Source organism: Halobaculum gomorrense, assembly GCF_900129775.1.
Lineage (GTDB): Archaea > Halobacteriota > Halobacteria > Halobacteriales > Haloferacaceae > Halobaculum > Halobaculum gomorrense.
On the sequence record NZ_FQWV01000004.1, the window covers coordinates 62,462 to 82,438 of the forward strand.

A 19,977-nucleotide genomic window follows, 5' to 3' on the forward strand; every position below is an offset into this window, starting at 1 on the left:
GGCGATATCGCCTATATGCCGACCAGCGTGCTGATCGCGGACGACTCGGAGTTCATGCGGAACCTCCTGCGGGAGATCCTCGAGGGCGAGTTCGAGATCATCGGCGAGGCCGAGAACGGCGTGGAGGCGGTCGACCTCTACGGCGAACACGCCCCCGACATCGTGATGATGGACATCGTCATGCCGATCCGCAACGGGATCGAGGCGACCACCGAGATCACGGAGGAGCACCCCGACGCGAGCGTCATCATGTGCACCAGCGTCGGGCAGGAGGAGAAGATGAAGGCCGCGATCAAGGCGGGCGCCGAGGGGTACATCACGAAACCGTTCCAGAAGCCGAACGTGCTCGAAGCTATCAACGACGTCGTCCCCGCGTAGGGATGTACGTCGACATCCAGTCGCTGGGGGAGTTCTCCGATCTCGCGAGTCAGGGAGCGGATCGGGCGGCCGACGCGCTCGGGCAGCTCGCCGGCGCGAACGTCTACGTCGACGTGACCGACGTGACGCTGATGGCCGCCGGCGACCTCCGGGAAGCGTTCGCCGGACGGGAGTTCGTGGGCGTCGAGATCGGACTACGCGGGGGGATCGCCGGGCAGACCGTGATGGCGTTCGAGCTGGAGGCCGCCGAGAGTCTGGTCGAACGATTACTGCCCGGCGGTGGCGACGGAGAACTCGTTCGAAGCGGCGTCACCGAGGCGGGTAACATCATGACCTCGGGATTCATCGACGGCTGGGCCGACCACCTCGGCGTCGCAATCGACATGACGCCGCCGGCGTACGTCCGCGCGTCGGGGACGGACATCCTCCCCGACGGCACCTTCGACGACGACCGACAGGGCGTGTTCATGTTCGAGTCGCAGGTCTCCTCGATGGACGAGGACCTCGAGTTCACGATCTACATGCTTCCCGAGTACGCCGGCTTCACGGAGATGCTCGGCCACGACGGCCCCGTCGGCGATACCGGCGACGCGGTCCCGGTGAACAAGCTGCCGACGTTCAACCGGATGACCGAGCAGGGTGCCGCCGCCGCCGCCGACAACATCACCATGATGACCGGTACGGAGACGGACGTGGATGTCTCGCGGCTCCGGTTCGTGCCGGTACAGGACGTGCCCGCCGAACTGGGCACCGAGACCGTCGCGGGGACGGTGTTCGAACTGCACGGCGACCCGAGCGGCTACCTCGCCATCCTCTTCGACGAGGCGTCCGCCGAGGAGGTCGCCGGCGGGATGATCCCCACGGAGACCGAGCCGGGGATCGGCGACATGGAGAAGGGCGCGCTGCGGGAACTCGGCAACATCATGACATCGGGGTTCATCGACGGCTGGGCGAACGTGCTCGACACGAGCATCGAGCACACCCCGCCGCAGTTCGTCCACGACATGGGCTCGGCGGTGATGAGCCCGCTCGTGAGCCGGCTCGGGCAGACGCAGGACCACGCGTTCATCATCGACTCGACGGTCCGCACCCCCGACGGCAACGTCCGATGCGACATCTACGCCCTCCCCGACCAGCGCGAACTGGCCGCGGCGCTGGACCGCATCGAACCCGCGGCGACCGACGGCGGATCGCTCCGGTGAGCCGCTCGTGAGCCCAACCGACTCGTCGAACGCGGGTGCGCCGCCCGCGCAGCAGGCCCCCGACCCCGACCGGTCTGCCCCGCGGCGGAAGGTCGCGCTCTCGGACGCGGCGGTGGCGGCCGACGGCGCCGTGTTGGTCACCAGCGGGCTCGGCTCCTGTCTCGGCATCGCGCTCCACGATCCGACCGCCGGCGTCGGTGGACTGTTACACGCGATGCTCCCGGCCGCCGAGGGGCGTCCGGGCGCGCCCGAGAAGTTCGTCGTCGACGGTATCGACGCGACCGTCGCCGCGATGGCAGACGCCGGCGCCGATCCGGACGGGCTCCGCGCGAAGATCGCCGGCGCCGCCAAGATGATCGAGTTCAACGCCGGCGGCTCGGACGGCTCGGTCGGCGACCGCAACGTCGCCGCCGCGGAGGCCGCGCTGCGCGACCGCGGGATCCCCGTCGTCGACACCGACACCGGCGGCGACCGCGGGCGGTCCCTCCGGTTCGATACGGCCACGGGGTGTCTGCACGTCTCGTACGCCGGCGGCGACACGATCGTGGTATAGGGCCGATCTGCGACGCACCGATTCGGTTCGATTGCACCGGTGTGCGGTTCGCCCTCGCGCCGGCGAGCGGTCGCCGTCCGAGATCGGGGACGAGGCTCGCTGACAATCGTTATCGGAGACGATAATCCGCGGGATGGGTTTAAGTTTCGTTCGGAGGTGTTCAGGTGTAATGGGTCTCCTCACCGCGCTACCGGGAGCAGGGGTCGGCGGGATCCCAGGGGCCGACGCGACACTCCTCGTCTCGTTCGGACTCCTGGGAGCCAGCCTGCTCGATCGCTTCCGCGACGGCGACGACGGGCCCGGGGACGTCGACGACGGCGACGGCGACGATCTGCTCGGCGGCGACGACGGCGCCTTCGGCGGCGATGGCGGCGACGGCGGCGACGACGACCTCGGCGACCTCGGCGGCATGGACGACTGGGACGACGACGACCCCTTCGGCGGAGAGGAGGGCGGCGGCGACGACGGCGTCGCCGAGCTCGAAAAGCGGGTCGACGACCTGGAGAACGAAGTCGCGAGCCTCTCATCGACCGTCAACACGGTCCGATCGGAGAACGAGGAGATCTCCGGCAAGGTCGAGGACATGGGGGAAGACGTCCGCAGCCTCCTCGACATCTACGAGATGGTGACGCGGGGGATCAACCCCTTCGTCGACGACGTGCAGGGGGGCGGCGACTTCGGCGGCGAGGGGGGCTTCGGGCTGTTCGACGACGCCGGCGACGAGCAAGAAGAAAGCGAGGACGACCTCGACGAGGACCTCGCCAGCGCCGACGCCGAGGGGTTCTTCGACGAGGACCTCGCCGACGACGGGATGGACGACCTCGGCGAGATGGACGAGGGCGACGACCTCGACGACGACTTCGGCGACATGGAGGAGATGGACGAGGAGGACGGCTTCGACGACGACCTCGACGGCTTCGGGGACGACGACGCGGATGACACCGATTCAGATACCATGGCGACCGACAACGGCGGCGGAAAGAGTTTCAGCGAACTGAAAGACGAGTACGAGTCGGGCGACGCCGACTGGGACGAGGGTGAGGGGGAGCCGGCAGACGACGGAGCGAGCGATCCGCTCGACGCCCTCGACGCCGAGCCGAAGTCGAACGGTCACGACGAGTCCGGTGACCTCGGGATGGGGAGCGAACCCGAACCGGAGCCCGAACCGACGCCGGACTCGACGGCCGGGCCGACGGACCCGAGTCGACGCGGCGAGGGGGTCGACGAGAACGGCGGCTTCGAGTTCGTCGAGGAGGACGACCTCTCCGACGAGCCGTCGAAGCCGTATCTCACGAGCCTGCCGGGCGACTACGTGGGCGACCTGATGGTGATGGAGTGGCTGGAGTTCCTCGTCGAAGAGTCCACCACGACGGACGCGGTGCGGGCGATCAACTACTACGAGCGCGTCGAGTGGATCGACGAGGGAGTCGCGGACCAGCTCAAGGGGTTCCTCTCGGGCTTCGGCGACATCGACCGGAACCTGATGGACCGCCCCGGCACCGACCACCTCGAGTTGGACCACCATACGCGCTCGCTCAAGTACATCATGCAGTTGACCGACGCCACGGCCGAATCGGTCGTCATCGACCGGTGGCCGCAGCTCTCGGGGGGCATGCATGGGCTTCAGCGTTAGCGCCTCCGCAGGGGTCGTCTTCCTCGGCGTGTTCCTCGCGATCGGCATCGTCTATCCCGCCGCGGCCAACGGCTTCGAGCGGGTGAGCGACGCGCGCCACGACGCCGCCGACCGCGCGCTCGCGCAGGCGAACACCGGAGTCACCGTGACGAACGCGACGTACAACGACTCGACGGACACCCTCATCGTGAACGCCACCAACGACGGCACCACGGCCGTCGACGTGAGCGATGCGGGCCTGTTCGCCGACAACAACCTGACGGCGCCGTCGGTCACCGTCGCTGGCGACGGCGGGACCGACGTGTGGCTCCCCGGCGAGACCGCCCACTTCGAGGTGTCGCTGTCGACGGCGCCCGACCGGGTCCAGGTCGTCGTCGACCACGGGGTCCGCGACGCGAGCGCGGTGGAGGTGATCTGAGTGGCGGGCGGGAGCGCCGCCGAACTGATCCTGTTCATCGCGGCCATCGTCATCGCGGCGTCGGTCGCGGGGACGCTCACCAGCGAGGTCGACCGCGTCAGCGACGCCATCTCGGCGAAGTCGCTCGACGTGTCCGCCGAGATCCGCGCCGACGCGGAGATCGTCTCTGATCCGGGCGCGCCCGTGTACAACCGCTCAGGCGACGAGAACGTCACGATCCACGTCCGCAACACGGGTGTATCGGATCTCCCAGCGGAGTCCGGGACGTTCGACGTCCTCCTCGACGGCGAGTACCAGACCGACCTCACCGTCTCGGTCGTCGACGGCGGCGACACCTGGCACCGCGGCGACGTGGTCAAACTGGAGTTCGCCGCCCCCGACCTCCCCGCCGGCGACCACCGGCTGAAGCTGGTCGTCCGCGGGGACGAGGAAGTGTTCCGATTCAGAACCTGAGCCCCACCACACCGCACGCCCCTCACGACCACCCACCCCTCACAAGTCACCCCTTACGATCCACCCCTCACAATGTCACGAGCACAACAGAACACGCTGCTGTCGATCGGCTTGCCCGAGCGCGACCAACTGAACAAGGAACTCGGCGGGGGGATCCCCCGCGGCTCCATCGTCCTCATGGAGGGGGACTACGGCGCCGGGAAGTCCGCGCTGTCCCAGCGGTTCGCGTACGGCCTCGTCGACGAGGGCGCGTCCGTCACGCTGCTGTCGACCGAGTTGACCGTCTCCGGGTTCATCGACCAGATGTACTCGCTGGGGTACGACGTGACCAAGCCCCTGCTCAACGAGGAGCTCCTCTTTCTCGCGGCGGACTTCGACTCCGGTGGGAACTTCTCCGACACCGACGCCGAGCGCAAGGAGCTGCTCAAGCTCCTGATGGAGGCGGAGACGATGTGGAACTCCGACGTGATCATCCTCGACACGTTCGACTCCATCCTCCGCAACGACCCCACCTTTGAGGCGCTCGTCCGCAACAACGACGAGCGGCAGGCCGCCCTCGAGATCATCTCCTTCTTCCGCGACATGATCTCCAGCGGCAAGGTGATCGTGCTCACCGTCGACCCCTCCGCGGTCGGCGACGACGCGATCGGTCCCTTCCGCTCCATCGCCGACGTGTTCTTCGAACTGCAGATGGTCGAGGTCGGCTCCGACGTGCGCCGGAACATCGCGGTGAAGCGCTTCGCCGGGATGGGGAGCCAGGTCGGCGACTCGATCGGCTTCTCGGTGCGCTCGGGAACCGGGATCGTCATCGAGTCACGCAGCGTCGCCTGAGGGAGCGCTGTCCGGATGGCTGCTGCCTGACCGGTCGTCGTGCGAGCGGCTGTCGCCCGAGTGGCCGTCGCCGCCAGCGGACGAGTTCTTGGGCGTTTGCATACACCGCGCGGTGTTATCGGTGGTGATAGCTCGCGGGTAGGGTTTAAGCCTCGTTCGCGGGTGTGTCGTCGTAATGAGCTTCACCCTCGTCGGGAGCCGGGGGCGCGGTGCCGTCACGTCCGACGACGGACGCCGGCCGTCGCCGGCACGGAGGTGTATTCGATGACAGACCAAGGACAGGCGAATCCCTCGAGCGAGCTGAAGCAGCTGGCCATGAAGCGGCCGCACCTGCGCGAGCACCTACAGAAGTTCAAACAGATCACCGGCGAGTTCCCGATGTTCGTCGACGAGATCGAGGGGGAGCACGAGGCCCGCCGCCCGAACGTGCTGTACCCCGTCGGCGGTCCCATCTTCTGTCACGTGTACGGTGACTTCGGGCAGGACACGAAGTACTACACCGTCGAACCGACGCTGTCGGGCGCCGAGGAAGACGTGCTCGACACGGTGAAATCGAAGCTGCTGCGCCAGAGCGGCCACAAGCCCGCGCCGGAAGGCGAGTCGGGATACGACGACCTGATCGAGGAGCTGTTGGAGGAGGTCACCGCCGTCACCGAAGAGCAGGGACAGCGAAACGTCCTCTCGTCGATCAAGAACTTCGGGCGCGTGGAGGTGTCGAAGCAGACGTACGACAACATCCGCTACCGGCTCAACCGCGACATCGTCGGCTTCGGCCCGCTGGAGCCGGTCATGCGCGACCCGGAGAATGAGGACATCCACGTCATCGGCCCGAAGGAGTGCCACGTCGACCACGGCGTCTTCGGCATGCTGGAGACGACCGTCGACTTCGGGACGCCGACGGAGTTCGACAACTGGCTGCGCAACATGGGCGAGCGGATGGGCGACCCCGTCTCCGACTCCAACCCGATCATCGACTCGACGCTGCCGGACGGCTCGCGTATCAACATCATCTACTCCGATGACGTGTCGATCAAGGGCTCCTCGCTCACGATCCGTCAGGGCGAGGAGACGCCCCTCTCGATCAACCAGATCACGAAGTGGGGGACGCTCAGCCCCGAACTGGCGGCGTATCTCTGGCTGTGCCTGGAGAACGAGCAGACCGTCTTCGTCGTCGGCGAGACGGCGTCCGGGAAGACGACGACGCTCAACGCTATCCTCTCGTACATCCCGCGGGACTCGAAGATCTACACCGCGGAGGACACCGCGGAGGTCGTCCCCCCGCACAGCACGTGGCAGCAGCTCCTGACCCGCGAGGGCGACGGTGGCGACTCCAACGACGTGGACATGTTCGATCTCGTCGCGGCGGCGCTGCGCTCGCGCCCCGACTACATCATTGTGGGGGAGGTTCGTGGCGCCGAGGGCCGCATGGCCTTCCAGGCGGCCCAGACCGGGCACCCGGTGATGCTGACGTTCCACGCCTCCGACATCGTCTCCATGATCCAGCGGTTCACCTCCGAGCCGATCAACGTCCCGGAGACGTTCATGGACGTGGCCGACGTGGCGCTGTTCCAGAACCGTGTCAAGCAGGGCGATAAGGTCCTGCGTCGGGTCACCTCCGTCCAGGAGATCGAGGGGTACTCCAAGGAGATGGACGGCGTCGTCACCCGACAGGTGTTCGACTGGGACCCCGTCGAAGACGAGATCGTCTTTCGCGGGCGCAACAACTCTTACGTGCTCGAAGAGCAGATCGCGACGCTGCTGGGCTACGCCGACACCCGCGACATCTACGACGACCTGAGCTTCCGCGCGGAGCTCATCGAGCGGATGATCCAGGAGGGTATCCTCGGCTATCACGAGGTGAACGAGGCGATCACCTCCTTCCAGCGCGACGGCGTCGACGGGCTTCCATTCGACATGCACCGCACGACCTGACCCGCCTCCATGAGTGCGAACAGCGCGTCCGCGTCCGACTTCTTCCCCGACTCCGCAGCGGAGCTTGCCGCCGATCTGGTGGCGTCGTACGACGCGCTGGACATGTCCAAGCGGACGTACGTCGGCTACATCCTCGGGCCGTCGACGGCGTTCTTCTTGCTCACGATTGTCGGCGCGTTCCTGCTGCCGCTGCCGCTGACGGTCCGTCTTCCGATCCCGGCGCTCGGGATTCTGGTGTTTGTCGCGGCCGTCTTCTACCCGAAACTGTACCTCAACGGCCGGCAGGTCGCCATCGAGAACCAACTCCACCTGGTGATGACGCACATGACCGTCTTGTCGACGACGAACATCGACCGCATGGAAGTGTTCCGGACGCTCGCGGTCGAGGAGGAGTACGGCGCCGCCGCCGACGAGCTCGGCCGGGTCGTCCACCTCGTCGACACGTGGAACCAGTCGCTCGACGACGCGCTGCGTCGACGAGCGAAGGAGGTTCCGTCCGACGTGTTCTCGGACTTCTTCGACCGGCTCGGCTACACCATCGGCGCCGGCCAGACGCTCGACGACTTCCTGCTGTCCGAGCAGGACGCGGTCATCCAGAACTACATCACGGTGTACGAGGGGGCGCTGGCGAACCTGGAGGTCATGAAGGACCTCTACATGTCGATGATCCTCTCGATGACGTTCGCGCTCGTGTTCGCCATCGTGCTCCCGATCCTCACCGGCGACAACCCGACGCTCACCGTCTCGGCAGTCATCGTCCTGTTCATGCTGGTCCAGTTGGGCTTCTACGTCGTCATCCGGGCGATGGCCCCCCACGACCCCGTCTGGTTCCACTCCGAGGAGGGGGCGCCCTCGGACTTCCGGCTGTGGGGCAGTTTCGCCGTCGGCGTCGCCGGCACTACCGGGCTCGTGATATTCGTCGGCGCCGGGCTCTTCGGGGTCGGCCCGGGGCTGCGCGGCCTGCTCTTTTTCCTGGAGGACATTCCGCTCGCGATGTACATCTGCGTCCCCATCTCACCGATGGCCATCACCGGGGTGATGCTCCGGTTCGAGGAGCGCAACATTGAGGAGCGCGACAAGGAGTTCCCCTCGTTCGTCCGCGCGCTCGGCGCCGCGGAGTCCGCGAAGCAGTCGACGACCGGCGACGTGCTGGCGACGCTCCATAAGAAGGACTTCGGCGCGCTCACCCCCGCAATCGTCCGGCTGTACCGGCGGCTCAACATCAGGATCAGCTCCGAGCAGGCGTGGTACACCTTCGCGACCGACACGCGGTCGTACCTCATCCAGAAGTTCTCCGACATGTACCTCGAGGGGCGCTCGATGGGCGGTCGGCCGAAGCTGCTCGGCGAGCTCATCTCCCAGAACATGAACACCGTCATGCAGCTCCGCGAGCAGCGCCGGCAAGCGACGGTGACGATGATCGGGCTGCTGTACGGGATCACCTCCGCGTCGGCGTTCGCGTTCTTCATCGGCCTCCAGGTCGTCAACATCCTCGCGGACCTGTCCCAGCAGTTCAACATCACCAACGCCGGTGGCGTCGGCAAGGTCATCTACGCCGGGGTGTACGACATCGCGCTGATCGAGTTCCTCCTCCTGCTCGTCATCCTGTTCAACGCCGTGCTCTCGTCGGTGATGATCCGCACGATCGACGGCGGCAACAAGGCGAACGCCTACCTGCACTTTGTGCTCATGACGTGGCTCGGGTCGGGCGTGGCCATCTTCACGAAGCACCTCGTCAGCGCGATCCTCACGATCTGAGTTCGGGTCGCCCGCGGACACGGTCGCACTCGACGGCCGCCCGTGGCCGCGTCCTTGCCACCCCGGCGATCGCCGTCGCTCTCGCCGCTGATACGCTACGCCAAACCGGTATCTCCCTCCGTTGCGGAGTCGTCGTTTAGCCGCGGTCGCGGAGATGCGGGAGTCGACCGCCGTCTGGTCGCGGCGAAGCCGTGGGGAGGGGCCTGGCGTTCGACGTGCAGACCCCGAATTCGAACATCCCGGTTCGGGGCGCCCGAGCGACATTCTCGGCGGTACTGTTCACACGCGGTCGATGGGGCCTGTCAGAACGCCCCACGCGGTCGCGACCGCCCGTCGAGACGCGGGGCCGCACCGCGGACGCTGCGGTGCCGCCGCTCGTCGTCCGAGCGCGTGCAAAAAACGGAGTCCGACGCCGCGACGGTCGGCCGACCGGTCGTCGGTTCGGCCGACTTCCGAACGGATGCCGCCGAACTCAGGAATCGCGCTGTGATCCCTGACCGCCGTCCGTGGCGACCGCGCCGCCGGTACCGCTGCGAGCGTCTTGGATGTTCTCGTATCCCATCTTCACCAGCGACAGCGCCAGGTAGATGAGGGTGAACGCGAGGGCGATCTGGACGACCGCCGAGAGCATCGCGAAGGCGCCCGCTTCGGCCATCCACGCGTCGTTGAGGAACTTCGCGTAGACGTTGTCGTGGAGCGCGAGCCACAGCAGGCCGAGCACCGTGATGGTCACCATGACCACCATCGGGCCGCCCGTGGAGATGAGCTGCTTCGAGTCGCTCCAGTTGGCCAGCCACACCGTCGCGGTGAGCAGCGCAAGCGCCGCGAGCAGCTGGTTCGCTCCGCCGAACAGCTGCCACAGCGTCAGCCACGACCCGCTCGTGATGAGGACGTACGCCGGAAGCGCCTGTACGACGGCGTTGCCGTAGCGGTCGGCCGCGAACGACTCGACCGACGACTCGGGCGTGCCGACGATCTCCTCCATCATGTACCGACCCAGCCGGACGGCGGTGTCGGTCGACGTGAGCAGGAAGCTCACGAGGACCAGCGCCATGAACGGCCCACCGAAGGAGGTCGGGATGCCGAAGCTCGTCAGGATGATGCCGCCGCCGGTCGCGAACGTCGGCAGCGCGAGGCCGATGCCGCCGCCGACCTCGGGCGCGACGAGCGCGACCGTGATCAGCGCGACGGTGGCGAGCAGCCCCTCGCCGAGCATCCCGCCGTAGCCGATAGCGCGCGCGTCGGTCTCTTTGTTCAGCTGCTTCGCTGTCGTCCCCGAGGAGACCAGCGAGTGGAACCCGGAGATCGTCCCGCACGCGATGGTGATGAACAGCAGCGGGAACAGCGGTGCGCCCGAGCGGCCGATGAACCCGTAGAACGGTTCGAGATTCGTGACGAGCGGCTGGCTCGGTGTCACCGCCGAGATGCCGAGCGCGCCGCCGACAGTGCCGACGATGATCGCCAGGAGCGCCCCGCCGACGCCGGAGTACAGCAGGAACGACGACAGGTAGTCACGCGGCTGCAGCAGCACCCACACCGGGAGCGCGCTCGCGAGCGCTCCGTACACGAGGATGACCGGGATCCACGCCGCCGTGTTGGCGCCGAGCGTCCCCGCGCCGGGGAGCCACGAGCCGCCGCTGCCGAGCAGAACGATCGTCTCGGCCGGCGCGCGCGAGGCCGGCTCGAACAGCGCGACCGGGAACATCGTGCCCACGTACACGCCCACGAACATCAGGGCGACGAACGCGACGGTCCCCGGAATGAACGAGAGGTTCAGCTGGTACAGGTACACCCCGAACAGCACCGCGAGTGCGATGTAGATCAGGCTCGCGGTCGCCGCCTCCGGGTACGCGTTGAACACGATCCCCACGACGAGCGCGAACACCGCGACGACGAGGATGATCGTGAGGAACGCGAACCACAACAGCATGTTCTTGCCACGCTCGCCCACGTACTCGCCGATGATGTACCCGATCGACTTCCCCTCGTGCCGGAGGCTCGCCGACAGCGAGACGAAGTCGTGCACCGAACCCATCAGCGGGTTGCCGATAGCGATCCACAATAGCGCGGGCACCCAGCCCCACACGACGCCCGCAGTGATGGGGCCCACGATGGGCGCGCCGCCAGCGATGCTCGAATAGTGATGCCCTAAGAGTACCGGCTTCTTGGCCGGAACGTACTCCTGTCCGTCTTCGTACTTGTGTGCCGGCGTCTCGCGCTCCTCGTCCAGTTCGACGAACTGAGCGAGGTACCGCGAGTATCCGAGGTAGCCCGCGCTGAACAGCACGAGTACCCCGATCACCAGCCACATTGCAGCCACCATGCTTGTTACCTCGTCACAGCCGTGTGTGGAAAGAACATAAAAACATTAACTTTCGCCGATGCGCCCACCCGCTCACGACGGGCGACCTGAGGCCCTGAACGCGCGTTCTCTATTGTTTCCCTACCTTTTTGAACTGGATTTTGTCAGCAGGTATTCGTTGAATACTTTGTGGTTCCCCCCGACCGCCTCGCCCGCGCTCGCGCGCCGCTGTCGCGACGCAGCTACCTCGACGCTTCCGACGGTGTCGCCGGCGCGTCGGCGCCGATGTCGAGTTCGTTGGCGACCTCCGTGAGGAAGTCGCCCTTCACCTCCTCGACGCGGGTTTCGATCTCGGCGACGACGGGCTGATCGAACTCTTCGCGGAGCGTCCGAAGGTGCGCGCGCTCGGTCGCGACCCGGTCCCGAAGGTAGCGCGCGCCGCGACCGTTCTCGTCGTCGTCGGGCGACGGCGTGAGGCGGTTCACCGCGAGCCCGCGGACGGGAAGACCGCGCTCGGAGAGCCCCTCGGCCGCGCGGCGCGTCTCCCGGACGGAGAGTTCGTCCGGGTTGACGACGAGGAAGAAGGCCGCGTGCTCGCGCAGCGTCTCGCCGGCGTACTCGAAGAACTCCTTGCGCTCCTGCAGCCGCGCGAGGATCGGGTCGCCGTCCATCACGCGGCGCGGCTCGTTGTTCCCGATTGCGGCCTTCTCGAACAGGTCGATCGACTTCTCGCGCTTGCGACGCAGCCGGTCGATCCACCCCTCGAGGAAGTCGGGAAGCCCGAGCAGCCGGAGGGTTCCGCCCGTCGGCGAGGTGTCGAAGACGACGCGGTCGAAGTTCTCGCTCGATCGCATCACGTCGACGAAGCGGTCGAAAAGCGCCGCCTCGTAGGCGCCGGGCGTCTGGTGAGCCATCTCGATCTGGCGGTCGATCTCGTTGACGAGCGCCGCGCTCACCTGGTCGCCGAGGGCCCGCTTCGTCTCCATGAGGTGGTGTTCGACCTCCTCGTCCGGGTCGATCTCCATCGCCCACAGCCCGTCGCGACCCTCCACCGCCTGCGGTTCGTCACCCAATCGCTGGTCGAACACGTCCGATGTCGAGTGCGCCGGGTCCGTCGAGACGACGAGCGTGTCGAGGCCGGTCGCGGCGCACTTGACCGCGTACGCCGCCGACATCGTCGTCTTGCCGACGCCGCCTTTCCCGCCGAAGAACACGAACTTCTCCATCGCTAGTTGCCTCCGGTCATCGTCAGAAGTGGTACTGCTGCCCCTTGCGTTCGAGCATCGACCCGCGGTCCCACATCCGCCGCTCCCACGCCTCGAACTCGTCGTCGAGGTACGGGAGCAGCTCGGCAGTGTAGTAGGACACCGGCGAGGGGATACCGAAGGCGTCGGGGAAGCACGCCAGCATGAACGAGTCCTCCAGGTCCTCGGCTTCTTTCTCGATCTTTTCGTACGCTGGGTGAGTCAACAGTCCGTGGTACAGCCCGGCTCCCCACTCGCGCAACGCGTCGAGGTACCGGTCGATCCGGTCCGCGAGGGCTGCCTCGCCGTCGTCCGTGCCGTCGCTCATTAGCCGCTTGTGGAACGCTGGCGTGGTTAAGGGTGTCGCGATCGCGTCCGCGGATCGCACTCCTCGATCGCCCGCGACTCACACACTCCGTTCGCGGCCGACTGCCGTCCGCGACCAACGCGCACAAGTACCACACTCCCGGATCGTACGCCGATGACACCCGGACGCGGACTCGGCGGCGGTCCCGGACCGAACGGCTCCGACGCCGTCCCGGTGACGGTCCTCTCGGGGAGCCTCGGCGCCGGTAAGACGACGCTCTTGAACCACATCCTCTCGAACGCCGGCGACCGCGATGTCGCCGTTCTCGTCAACGACGTGGGGTCGGTGAACGTCGACTACGATCTGCTCTCGTCGGAGGACCTCCCGGCGGTCGGCGTCGCCGAGCTGTCGAACGGCTGTATCTGTTGTGAGCTGCGCGACGACCTCGAACGCGCCGTCGTCCAGCTCGCCGACGGCAAGGAGTTCGACCACCTCGTCGTCGAGCCGTCGGGCATCAGCGAGCCCGGCCCGGTCGCCCGACAGTTCACCAACGGCCCCGCAGCCGCTCGCTACCGGATGGACGCGGTCGTCACGGTCCTCGACACTCCGCAGTTCCTCGACGCGTTCGCGAGCGAGGGGTCGCCGACGCGACGGGGATCGCTGGCGGACGCGGACCGCGAGGGCGACGACGCCCGCCCGCTCTCGGACCTCCTCGTCGAACAGGCGGAGGATGCCGACGTGGTCCTGCTCAACAAGGCCGACCTGTGCGACGGGGCCGAACTCGCCGAGGCCGAGGAACTGGTGGGCGCGCTCCGTCCCGGCGCGCCGGTCGTCCCGACCGAGCACTCGGCGGCGCCGCTGGATCGGATCCTCGACGTGGATCTGTACGAGCGCCGGGACGACGGGCACGACCACACGCACGGGGACGGCGGCCACGCGGTCGACGGCGACGGGCACGCCGACGGCGACGGGCACGCGGTCGACGGCGACGGGCACGCACACGGCGGTGACGACCACGACCACGCCCACCCGGACGAGGTGTACGGCGTCACCTCCTTCGTCTACCGGGAGCGGCGACCGTTCCACCCCGAGCGGCTCGCCGAGTTTCTCGCGGACCTCCCGTCGTCGGTCGTCCGATCGAAAGGGACGCTCCACGTCGCCGGCAGCGATCAGCGGTTGGACTACAGCCAGGCCGGCCCCTCGGTTCGGGTTGAGGCGGTCGGTCAGTGGGTGGCGGCCATGGACGAGGCCGACCGGGAACTGTACCGCGCGAACCGCCGCGGCGACGCCGACTGGGACGACGAGTGGGGCGACCGGCACACGGAGGTCGTCGTCATCGGCGTCGACCTCGACGAGCCCGCGGTTCGCGAACGGCTGGACGCCTGTCTGGTCTCCGAAGACGAACTCGCGGACGGGATCGACGCGAGCCTCGCGGCGTGGGTCCCGACCGCGTCCGACGGCAACGCCGACGGCGACGACACCGTCGTCTCGCTGTCGTAGCGGTCAGCAGGCGCAGCCGGTCGATCCAGGCGACCGCTCGAACTCCATGTCGTCGCCGCACTCCGGGCACGACGGCGGTCCCTCCCCAGTTACGTCGAGGTCGAGCAGGCGCTCGTCGCAGTCGTGACACCAGTACGCGCCCTCCGACTCCGCCGTCTGATCGCCGCCGCGGTTCGGCGACTCGGTCGATGCCTTCAGCGTCTCCGTGAGCGTGCCGAGTAGTCCCATGGGTGTGCCAGTTGGTACCTCGTGCATAAACTGCGACGCGGCGTCCCGAACGCGGCGCACAACCGTCGCGCCCGCGGATTCAGGCGTCCGCGGCGACGGCGTCGAGTAGCCGGCGCAGTTCGCCGCGGCGCTTCCATCCGGCGACGCGGTCGGCGAGCGGGACCGGCAGCCCGAGCGAGACGCGCGAGACGGCCCGCACCCGGCTCCCCTCGTCGGACGCCTCGAGGGTCACCTCGGTGTCCATGGCGTCGAACGGCCCTTCGTCGCCGACCTGCTCGTAGCGCCAGCCGTCGGCCGTCTCGGTCACGCGGAGGTCGAACTCCAGGCCGCCGCCGGCGACGGTGACGACGGTCGCGTCGCCGTCCTCGCGCGCGGTCCGCGCACGGAAGCTGCCCTCGTACTCGACGAGCGTCGTCGGCGAGAGGCGCCGGCGGAGGGCGTCGGGCGCCGCCGCGACGAACCGCTCGGCCTCGACTTCGCGCATGCATCGGGGTGGGCGCCCCCCGCACAAAAGCCCGCGGGGAACCGGCTCCGAATCCCCGGACCGCTCGCCGGCTGCTGCGGGGCGTTCGCGTCGGTCCGCTCACCAGTCGACCAGCGGGAGCGTCAACGCCACGAGGAGGAGCCCGAAGGCGACTCCGGCGTACCACAGCCGGCGGAACCGCAACGACGCCGGTAGCTCCCCGCGGAGGTCCGGTTGAGCCGACCGAACGAGGCGGTGGTACGCGAGGGCGGCGGTGGGAACGAACGCCGCGGCCGACCCGGCGAGCGCGACCGGCACGTCGACGCCGAACAGTGCCATCAGGTAGATCGGTCCGGCCGAAAAGAGGATCATGAACGCCATCCCCGCGACGACGAGAAACGGGACCGGGTCGATGGGGTCGCCTTTGCGGTTCCGGAGGCGCATACCTCCGCTATGACCGCGAGAGCCAAGTAGGTGGTTCCCGCACGCCGACGCATGGCAAGCGACGGCGACCCCCGAGTGCTGCTCGCGATGAATCTCGTCCTCTCGTCGATCTTCGCGTCGGTCGTCGTGTGGGGGCTGTCGTACCTCGATCTCGCCGCGCTGACGCTCGAAAACGTCCTCGGGCTCGGCCTCGTTATTTTCGCGGCCACGTACCTGATCGTGTTGCGGTAGCGCGGCCGCCCGGCGGTTCCGCTCCGCTCGCTCGTGTTCGTGCGTTCGTCCGGCGGCCGCCTCGTGTCGCCGCAGGTCGACTCAGGCCGCCAGCAGGAACACCGCGGTCATCGCCGCCCCCGCGGTCGGCGGGATGGTGAGGTTGTCGTCGACCACGTAGCCGCGGATCACCGGCTTTACGCCGTCGGCGACGGTCGCGCCCAGCGCCCCCGCTGCCGCGGCGGCGACGCCGACGACCGCTCCCGCGTGGAGCACGGTGATCGGCACCGCGAGCGCGAAACAGACGAGGAACATCACCGCGAGCACGCCCACCTCCTTCGCGGCCGTCGCGTCGTTGCTTCCGAGGTACCCCGAGACGGGGTCGCCGATCGAGAGCATCAAGATCGCCGACACCGACAGCGGCGGCTCGAAGGCGACGATCGCGGGGCCGTACGGCGGCGCGAACACCAGCGCAGCGGCAGTCGCGCCCACCATGAACAGCGCGTAGCCGGCGACGCTGTCGGCCTCGTACTCCCGCGTCAGTTCGTCGTACACGCGGTCAAGCGGCCCCCACTCCACGTCGACGACGAGCCGGAGGAACTCCAGCAGGAACACGCCGGCGGTCGCGAGCAGGAGAAGCGCCTGTAGCTGCCGCCACGTGACCAGCCCGAGCAGGTAGATCGCGGGAAACCCGGTCCCGGAGGCGTGCACCGCCCGCCGCTTCAGCTCCCCCATCGGCGTCTCAGGCCGTCTCCACGCCCGTCTCGATCTCGTCGTACGCCGCCGTCAGCGCGTCGAACGCGCGGTCGTCCTCGGGGTCGAGGAGCGCGTCGAGCTCGTCGGCGACCTCGCGCACGGGCACGCGGACCTGCCGCGCGGAATCGCGCTCGCGGACGGTGACGGTGTCGGGGTCGTCGCCCTCGACGCCGTCGCGGTCGACGGTGACACAGAACGGCGTGCCGACCTCGTCCTGCCGGCGGTAGCGCCGACCGATCGAGCCGGAGTCGTCGTACTCGACGGAAAGGCCCGCCGCGCGCAGGTCGCCGGTGACCTCGTCGGCGAGGTCGAGCAGCCGGTCGTCGTTGGAGACGAGCGGGAAGACGGCGGCGTCGGTCGCGGCCATCTCCGGGTCCAAGGCGAGGTAGGTGCGCTCCTCGTCGTCGACCTCGTCGGTCCGGTAGGCGTGCTCGATCACCGTGTAGACGATGCGGTCGATACCGAACGACGGCTCGACGACGTGTGGGGTGATGTGCTCCCCGTTCTCGGTCACCGTCTCGACCGAAAAGTTCGCCACGTCGCTGTCGACGGTCATCTCGTCGCCGTCGACCTCCACCTCGACCTCGTTGGCGTCGAAGGCGTCGGGATCGCGCTCGGCGAGCGTCTGCAGGGCGTCTGCGACCGCGCCGGCGTCGCCGCCGAACTCGGGGCCGAGCGTCGCCATGTCGGGATCGACGGCCGCGCGCTCGACCGTCTTCGGCTCGTCGTACTGCTTGAACACGGTGAACGACTCGCCGGAGTGCTCGGCGTGCTTCGAGAGGTCGTAGTCCGAGCGGTACGCGAAGCCGGTGATCTCGATCCAGTCGCCGCCGTCTCGCGGCTCCTCGCCGTCGCCGCTCGATCCCGCGGCGATTCCCGCCGCGCCCACTTCTGATTCGGCGTCCCAACAGTCCGCGGCGTAATGGGCGAGTTCGCCGGGGAGGTGCTGACGGAAGCGGAACCGGTCCATGTCGACGCCGACACGCTCGTACCAGCCCTGCGCGACCCCGAGGTAGTAGCCGACCCAGTCGGAGCCAATGACGCCCTTCTCGATGGCCTCGCCGACGGTCGTGGTGTACGCCTCGCCCTCTTCGTCTTCCTGCTCGGTGGCCGGGTACAGCGTGACCTCCACGTCCTCGACCTCGTGGAGCGGCGGTTCGTCCTCCTCGGGGTCGATGAACGTCTCCAGCTCGGCCTGGGTGAACTCCCGAACGCGGATGATGCCCTTTCGTGGGCTGATCTCGTTGCGGTAGGCGGGACCGATCTGGGTGACGCCGAACGGAAGGCGGTTGCGCGCGTACTCCTTCAGGCGGGGGAACTCGACAAAGATGCCCTGCGCCGTCTCCGGGCGCAGGTAGCCGGGCTGGCCCGTGCCGGGGCCGATGCTCGTCTCGAACATGAGGTTGAACTCCTCGACCGGCTCGCCCGAGAGCGCCGCGTCGCAGGACGGACAGCGCAGGTCGTGCTCGCGGATGAGTTCCTCGACCTCCGGGACCGGCAGCGACTCGGCCTCCTCGATGTCGGTATTGTCCTCGGTGAGGTGGTCGGCGCGGTGGGACTCGCCGCACTCGGGGCACTCGACGAGCATGTCGTCGAAGCCGTCGAGGTGGCCCGACGCCTCGAAGACGGCCTCGGGCATGATCGTCGGCGCCTCGATCTCCATGTTGCCCTGGCGCACCGTGAAGCGGTCGCGCCAGGCGGACTCGAGGTTGTCCTTCACCGCCGCGCCGTTCGGGCCGTAGGTGTAGAAGCCGGCGACGCCGCCGTAGGCGCCGTTCGCGCCGAAGAAGAACCCCCGGCGCTTCGCCAGTTCGATCACGTCCTCCTGTGCGACCATCCTACAGCGCCTCCAGCAGGTCGACATCCCGCACCACGCCGACGAGGTCGCCGCCGCCCAACAGCGGGAGTTGTTCGATGTCCTCGGTGACCATCTCCTGGGCGGCCTCCCGGACCGAGCGCGAGCGCGAGACGGACTTCACGTCCGCGGTCATGAACTCCTCGACCGGCTCGGCGGGGATCTCGACGTTTCGAGTCGGCACGTACGCGGCGCCGACGGCCTTGATGCCCTCCCACTTCCAGTCGTCGTCCTGGTCGGCGATCGAGTCGCCGGTGTCGTCCTCGCCCTCGACGACGCGGGCGACCTCGAGCACGTCGACCTCGGTCAGCATGCCGGCCATGTCGCCGTCGTCGCCGAGCGCGACCGCGTACGGAACGTTCGCGAAGAACAGTTGGCGCTCGGCGACCGTCAGCGGCGTGCCGGTGTACACCGTGTTCACGTCGGCGCCGACGACGTCGCCGCAGACGGCGTCAGTGTCGACCTCGCCCCGGGCGATCGCATCGACGATGTCCGTGACGGTGATGATCCCCGCCAGGGCGTCGCCGTCGTGCGCCTCGACGACGGGGAGCCGCCGGCTGCCGCCGACCATCACCTGCGCGGCGTCTCGGAGGTTCGTCTCGGGCGTGACCGTCGGCACGTCGCGCATCAACAGCGCGAGCTGGTCCTCGTCGGGCTGCTCGATGAGGTCGTCCCGCGAGACGAGACCGCGGTACACTTCGCCGTCGCCGTCGCCTTTGATCACGGGCACCGACGAGAAGCGGTACTCCTGCAGGTACGTGAGGACATCGTCGCGACCGCCAGGGAGCGATACCGTAACGAGATCCGCCCGCGGCGTCATCGCGTCTGCTACGTTCATACCCCGCAGTGCGCCCCGACGCCTCTTGTATCATGCGAAGGTGTGCCGCCGGCTGTCCCGAGCGCTCACCCGACGAACCGGGAGCTGAAGCCGTCCCCGTCGGGCCTCGGGTCACCCCCTGTCACGCGGTGACAATCCGACGAGTTTATCAGTTCGCATGTGAGAAGTATGCATATGACAACGAGGCACACGGGGTGCGAGCCCGGTGAGGTGATGGCGTCGGTGGACGAGAGTTCCGCGGAGTTCGTCATCGCGGACCTCGCACGCGACGACGCCTGGCTCTCCGTCGGCGAGGGCGACGCCCCGGTGCTCGAGAACTGGTGTTGAAGCCGGGGGATCTGGAGGCTCCGGTGCTGTTTTCCGCGCACGTTCGCCGCTGATCGCGGTTCGACTGGTTCGAGCGACGGCGCCGTCAGATCTCGTCGTCCGGGTTGTGGTCGCCGGCCATCCGCTCGGCCTCGGCGGCGTATCGCTCCCGGCGCTCGTCGTCGTCGACGCGGTCGGTGTCGTCCTCGTCGCGGTCGATGGCGGCGGTGATTGGCTTGCGCTGGAGCAGTTCGATCGACGCCTGCCGGGTGTACGACCGGCGACCGTCAACGCTCGCGTAGTTGAGCGTCACCGTCTGTCGGGTGTCGTACTCGCGGGAGACGAGCCAGAGGCGCATGGCACCCG

22 protein-coding genes are annotated in these 19,977 nt (G+C 68.2%); 12 read left to right on the top strand and 10 right to left on the bottom strand.

Going from position 1 to position 19,977, the window contains the following annotated elements; all coding sequences use genetic code 11:
* The first annotated feature begins 15 nt into the window (after positions 1-15).
* The 9 genes from cheY (at position 16) to flaJ (ending at position 9,158) form a co-directional block, all read left to right on the top strand.
* Positions 16-378, top strand: a complete 363-nt coding sequence (gene cheY / locus BUE16_RS08675; RefSeq protein WP_073308647.1) for a chemotaxis protein CheY — start codon at positions 16-18, stop codon at positions 376-378.
* A 2-nt stretch (positions 379-380) separates the two neighbouring features.
* On the top strand, positions 381-1,580 hold the full coding sequence (locus BUE16_RS08680) for a chemotaxis protein CheC (protein WP_073308649.1): 1,200 nt from the start codon (positions 381-383) through the stop codon (positions 1,578-1,580).
* Positions 1,581-1,587: 7 nt separating this feature from the next.
* Complete coding sequence (locus tag BUE16_RS08685; RefSeq protein ID WP_073308651.1) at positions 1,588-2,133, top strand: chemotaxis protein CheD; 546 nt, start codon at positions 1,588-1,590, stop codon at positions 2,131-2,133.
* 169 nt (positions 2,134-2,302) lie between these two features.
* Positions 2,303-3,766 (top strand): FlaD/FlaE family flagellar protein, encoded by a 1,464-nt coding sequence (locus tag BUE16_RS08690; protein ID WP_073308653.1) that lies wholly within the window; start codon positions 2,303-2,305, stop codon positions 3,764-3,766.
* A complete protein-coding gene (locus tag BUE16_RS08695; protein ID WP_073308655.1) occupies positions 3,750-4,184 on the top strand; it encodes a hypothetical protein in 435 nt (144 codons plus the stop codon). The genes BUE16_RS08690 and BUE16_RS08695 overlap by 17 nt, the downstream gene beginning before the upstream one ends.
* The gene (locus BUE16_RS08700; protein WP_073308657.1) at positions 4,185-4,637 is read left to right on the top strand and encodes a flagellar protein G; all 453 of its coding nucleotides are present in this window, start codon (positions 4,185-4,187) and stop codon (positions 4,635-4,637) included. It begins immediately after the preceding gene.
* A gap of 72 nt (positions 4,638-4,709) precedes the next feature.
* Complete coding sequence (locus tag BUE16_RS08705) at positions 4,710-5,468, top strand: ATPase domain-containing protein (RefSeq protein WP_073308659.1); 759 nt, start codon at positions 4,710-4,712, stop codon at positions 5,466-5,468.
* Positions 5,469-5,732: 264 nt separating this feature from the next.
* On the top strand, positions 5,733-7,400 hold the full coding sequence (locus BUE16_RS08710; RefSeq protein WP_073308661.1) for a type II/IV secretion system ATPase subunit: 1,668 nt from the start codon (positions 5,733-5,735) through the stop codon (positions 7,398-7,400).
* A gap of 9 nt (positions 7,401-7,409) precedes the next feature.
* Positions 7,410-9,158, top strand: coding sequence for an archaellar assembly protein FlaJ (gene flaJ / locus BUE16_RS08715; protein WP_073308663.1), 1,749 nt, complete (start codon positions 7,410-7,412; stop codon positions 9,156-9,158).
* Positions 9,159-9,630: 472 nt separating this feature from the next.
* Here flaJ and BUE16_RS08720 read toward each other — a convergent pair whose 3' ends face one another.
* The 3 genes from BUE16_RS08720 to BUE16_RS08730 form a co-directional block, all read right to left on the bottom strand.
* Positions 9,631-11,481: a carbon starvation CstA family protein gene (locus BUE16_RS08720; protein WP_073308665.1), complete on the bottom strand. Its 1,851-nt coding sequence runs from the start codon at positions 11,479-11,481 to the stop codon at positions 9,631-9,633.
* Positions 11,482-11,702: 221 nt separating this feature from the next.
* Positions 11,703-12,686: an ArsA family ATPase gene (locus BUE16_RS08725; RefSeq protein WP_073308667.1), complete on the bottom strand. Its 984-nt coding sequence runs from the start codon at positions 12,684-12,686 to the stop codon at positions 11,703-11,705.
* A 22-nt stretch (positions 12,687-12,708) separates the two neighbouring features.
* Positions 12,709-13,032 carry a hypothetical protein gene (locus tag BUE16_RS08730; protein ID WP_073308669.1) on the bottom strand — a complete coding sequence of 108 codons (324 nt, stop codon included), beginning with the start codon at positions 13,030-13,032 and terminating at the stop codon, positions 12,709-12,711.
* Between the two features lie 153 nt (positions 13,033-13,185).
* Here BUE16_RS08730 and BUE16_RS08735 point away from each other — a divergent pair, with 153 nt between their 5' ends.
* Positions 13,186-14,511 carry a CobW family GTP-binding protein gene (locus BUE16_RS08735; RefSeq protein WP_073308671.1) on the top strand — a complete coding sequence of 442 codons (1,326 nt, stop codon included), beginning with the start codon at positions 13,186-13,188 and terminating at the stop codon, positions 14,509-14,511.
* A 3-nt stretch (positions 14,512-14,514) separates the two neighbouring features.
* Here the strand turns inward: BUE16_RS08735 and BUE16_RS08740 are convergent, their stop codons facing one another.
* From BUE16_RS08740 to BUE16_RS08750, 3 genes are all read right to left on the bottom strand, one after another.
* Positions 14,515-14,739, bottom strand: coding sequence for a hypothetical protein (locus BUE16_RS08740; RefSeq protein ID WP_073308673.1), 225 nt, complete (start codon positions 14,737-14,739; stop codon positions 14,515-14,517).
* Positions 14,740-14,818: 79 nt separating this feature from the next.
* Positions 14,819-15,223, bottom strand: coding sequence for a polyketide cyclase (locus BUE16_RS08745; protein WP_073308675.1), 405 nt, complete (start codon positions 15,221-15,223; stop codon positions 14,819-14,821).
* A gap of 99 nt (positions 15,224-15,322) precedes the next feature.
* Positions 15,323-15,646 carry a hypothetical protein gene (locus BUE16_RS08750; protein WP_073308677.1) on the bottom strand — a complete coding sequence of 108 codons (324 nt, stop codon included), beginning with the start codon at positions 15,644-15,646 and terminating at the stop codon, positions 15,323-15,325.
* A 51-nt stretch (positions 15,647-15,697) separates the two neighbouring features.
* Between BUE16_RS08750 and BUE16_RS08755 the strand changes: the two genes are divergently transcribed.
* Positions 15,698-15,877, top strand: coding sequence for a hypothetical protein (locus BUE16_RS08755; RefSeq protein ID WP_073308679.1), 180 nt, complete (start codon positions 15,698-15,700; stop codon positions 15,875-15,877).
* Between the two features lie 81 nt (positions 15,878-15,958).
* Here BUE16_RS08755 and BUE16_RS08760 read toward each other — a convergent pair whose 3' ends face one another.
* From BUE16_RS08760 to BUE16_RS08770, 3 genes are read right to left on the bottom strand one after another with little or no spacing between them, the layout of a single operon-like run.
* The gene (locus tag BUE16_RS08760; protein ID WP_073308681.1) at positions 15,959-16,591 is read right to left on the bottom strand and encodes a dolichol kinase; all 633 of its coding nucleotides are present in this window, start codon (positions 16,589-16,591) and stop codon (positions 15,959-15,961) included.
* A gap of 7 nt (positions 16,592-16,598) precedes the next feature.
* The gene (glyS, locus tag BUE16_RS08765) at positions 16,599-18,449 is read right to left on the bottom strand and encodes a glycine--tRNA ligase (RefSeq protein WP_073308683.1); all 1,851 of its coding nucleotides are present in this window, start codon (positions 18,447-18,449) and stop codon (positions 16,599-16,601) included.
* A 1-nt stretch (position 18,450) separates the two neighbouring features.
* Complete coding sequence (locus BUE16_RS08770; RefSeq protein ID WP_073308685.1) at positions 18,451-19,305, bottom strand: CBS domain-containing protein; 855 nt, start codon at positions 19,303-19,305, stop codon at positions 18,451-18,453.
* A gap of 174 nt (positions 19,306-19,479) precedes the next feature.
* Between BUE16_RS08770 and BUE16_RS16935 the strand changes: the two genes are divergently transcribed.
* Positions 19,480-19,632: a DUF7556 family protein gene (locus tag BUE16_RS16935; RefSeq protein WP_200778412.1), complete on the top strand. Its 153-nt coding sequence runs from the start codon at positions 19,480-19,482 to the stop codon at positions 19,630-19,632.
* A gap of 85 nt (positions 19,633-19,717) precedes the next feature.
* Here the strand turns inward: BUE16_RS16935 and BUE16_RS08775 are convergent, their stop codons facing one another.
* Positions 19,718-19,969: a hypothetical protein gene (locus tag BUE16_RS08775; RefSeq protein ID WP_073308686.1), complete on the bottom strand. Its 252-nt coding sequence runs from the start codon at positions 19,967-19,969 to the stop codon at positions 19,718-19,720.
* Positions 19,970-19,977: the final 8 nt, after the last annotated feature.

Coding starts and splice junctions, on each gene's coding strand:
- cheY (WP_073308647.1), top strand. CDS start 16: ATGCCGACCAGCGTGCTGATCGCGGACGACTCGGAGTTCATGCGGAAC.
- BUE16_RS08680 (WP_073308649.1), top strand. CDS start 381: ATGTACGTCGACATCCAGTCGCTGGGGGAGTTCTCCGATCTCGCGAGT.
- BUE16_RS08690 (WP_073308653.1), top strand. CDS start 2,303: ATGGGTCTCCTCACCGCGCTACCGGGAGCAGGGGTCGGCGGGATCCCA.
- BUE16_RS08695 (WP_073308655.1), top strand. CDS start 3,750: ATGGGCTTCAGCGTTAGCGCCTCCGCAGGGGTCGTCTTCCTCGGCGTG.
- BUE16_RS08705 (WP_073308659.1), top strand. CDS start 4,710: ATGTCACGAGCACAACAGAACACGCTGCTGTCGATCGGCTTGCCCGAG.
- BUE16_RS08710 (WP_073308661.1), top strand. CDS start 5,733: ATGACAGACCAAGGACAGGCGAATCCCTCGAGCGAGCTGAAGCAGCTG.
- flaJ (WP_073308663.1), top strand. CDS start 7,410: ATGAGTGCGAACAGCGCGTCCGCGTCCGACTTCTTCCCCGACTCCGCA.
- BUE16_RS08720 (WP_073308665.1), bottom strand. CDS start 11,481: ATGGTGGCTGCAATGTGGCTGGTGATCGGGGTACTCGTGCTGTTCAGC.
- BUE16_RS08725 (WP_073308667.1), bottom strand. CDS start 12,686: ATGGAGAAGTTCGTGTTCTTCGGCGGGAAAGGCGGCGTCGGCAAGACG.
- BUE16_RS08730 (WP_073308669.1), bottom strand. CDS start 13,032: ATGAGCGACGGCACGGACGACGGCGAGGCAGCCCTCGCGGACCGGATC.
- BUE16_RS08735 (WP_073308671.1), top strand. CDS start 13,186: ATGACACCCGGACGCGGACTCGGCGGCGGTCCCGGACCGAACGGCTCC.
- BUE16_RS08740 (WP_073308673.1), bottom strand. CDS start 14,739: ATGGGACTACTCGGCACGCTCACGGAGACGCTGAAGGCATCGACCGAG.
- BUE16_RS08745 (WP_073308675.1), bottom strand. CDS start 15,223: ATGCGCGAAGTCGAGGCCGAGCGGTTCGTCGCGGCGGCGCCCGACGCC.
- BUE16_RS08750 (WP_073308677.1), bottom strand. CDS start 15,646: ATGCGCCTCCGGAACCGCAAAGGCGACCCCATCGACCCGGTCCCGTTT.
- BUE16_RS08755 (WP_073308679.1), top strand. CDS start 15,698: ATGGCAAGCGACGGCGACCCCCGAGTGCTGCTCGCGATGAATCTCGTC.
- BUE16_RS08760 (WP_073308681.1), bottom strand. CDS start 16,591: ATGGGGGAGCTGAAGCGGCGGGCGGTGCACGCCTCCGGGACCGGGTTT.
- glyS (WP_073308683.1), bottom strand. CDS start 18,449: ATGGTCGCACAGGAGGACGTGATCGAACTGGCGAAGCGCCGGGGGTTC.
- BUE16_RS08770 (WP_073308685.1), bottom strand. CDS start 19,305: ATGAACGTAGCAGACGCGATGACGCCGCGGGCGGATCTCGTTACGGTA.
- BUE16_RS16935 (WP_200778412.1), top strand. CDS start 19,480: ATGACAACGAGGCACACGGGGTGCGAGCCCGGTGAGGTGATGGCGTCG.
- BUE16_RS08775 (WP_073308686.1), bottom strand. CDS start 19,969: ATGCGCCTCTGGCTCGTCTCCCGCGAGTACGACACCCGACAGACGGTG.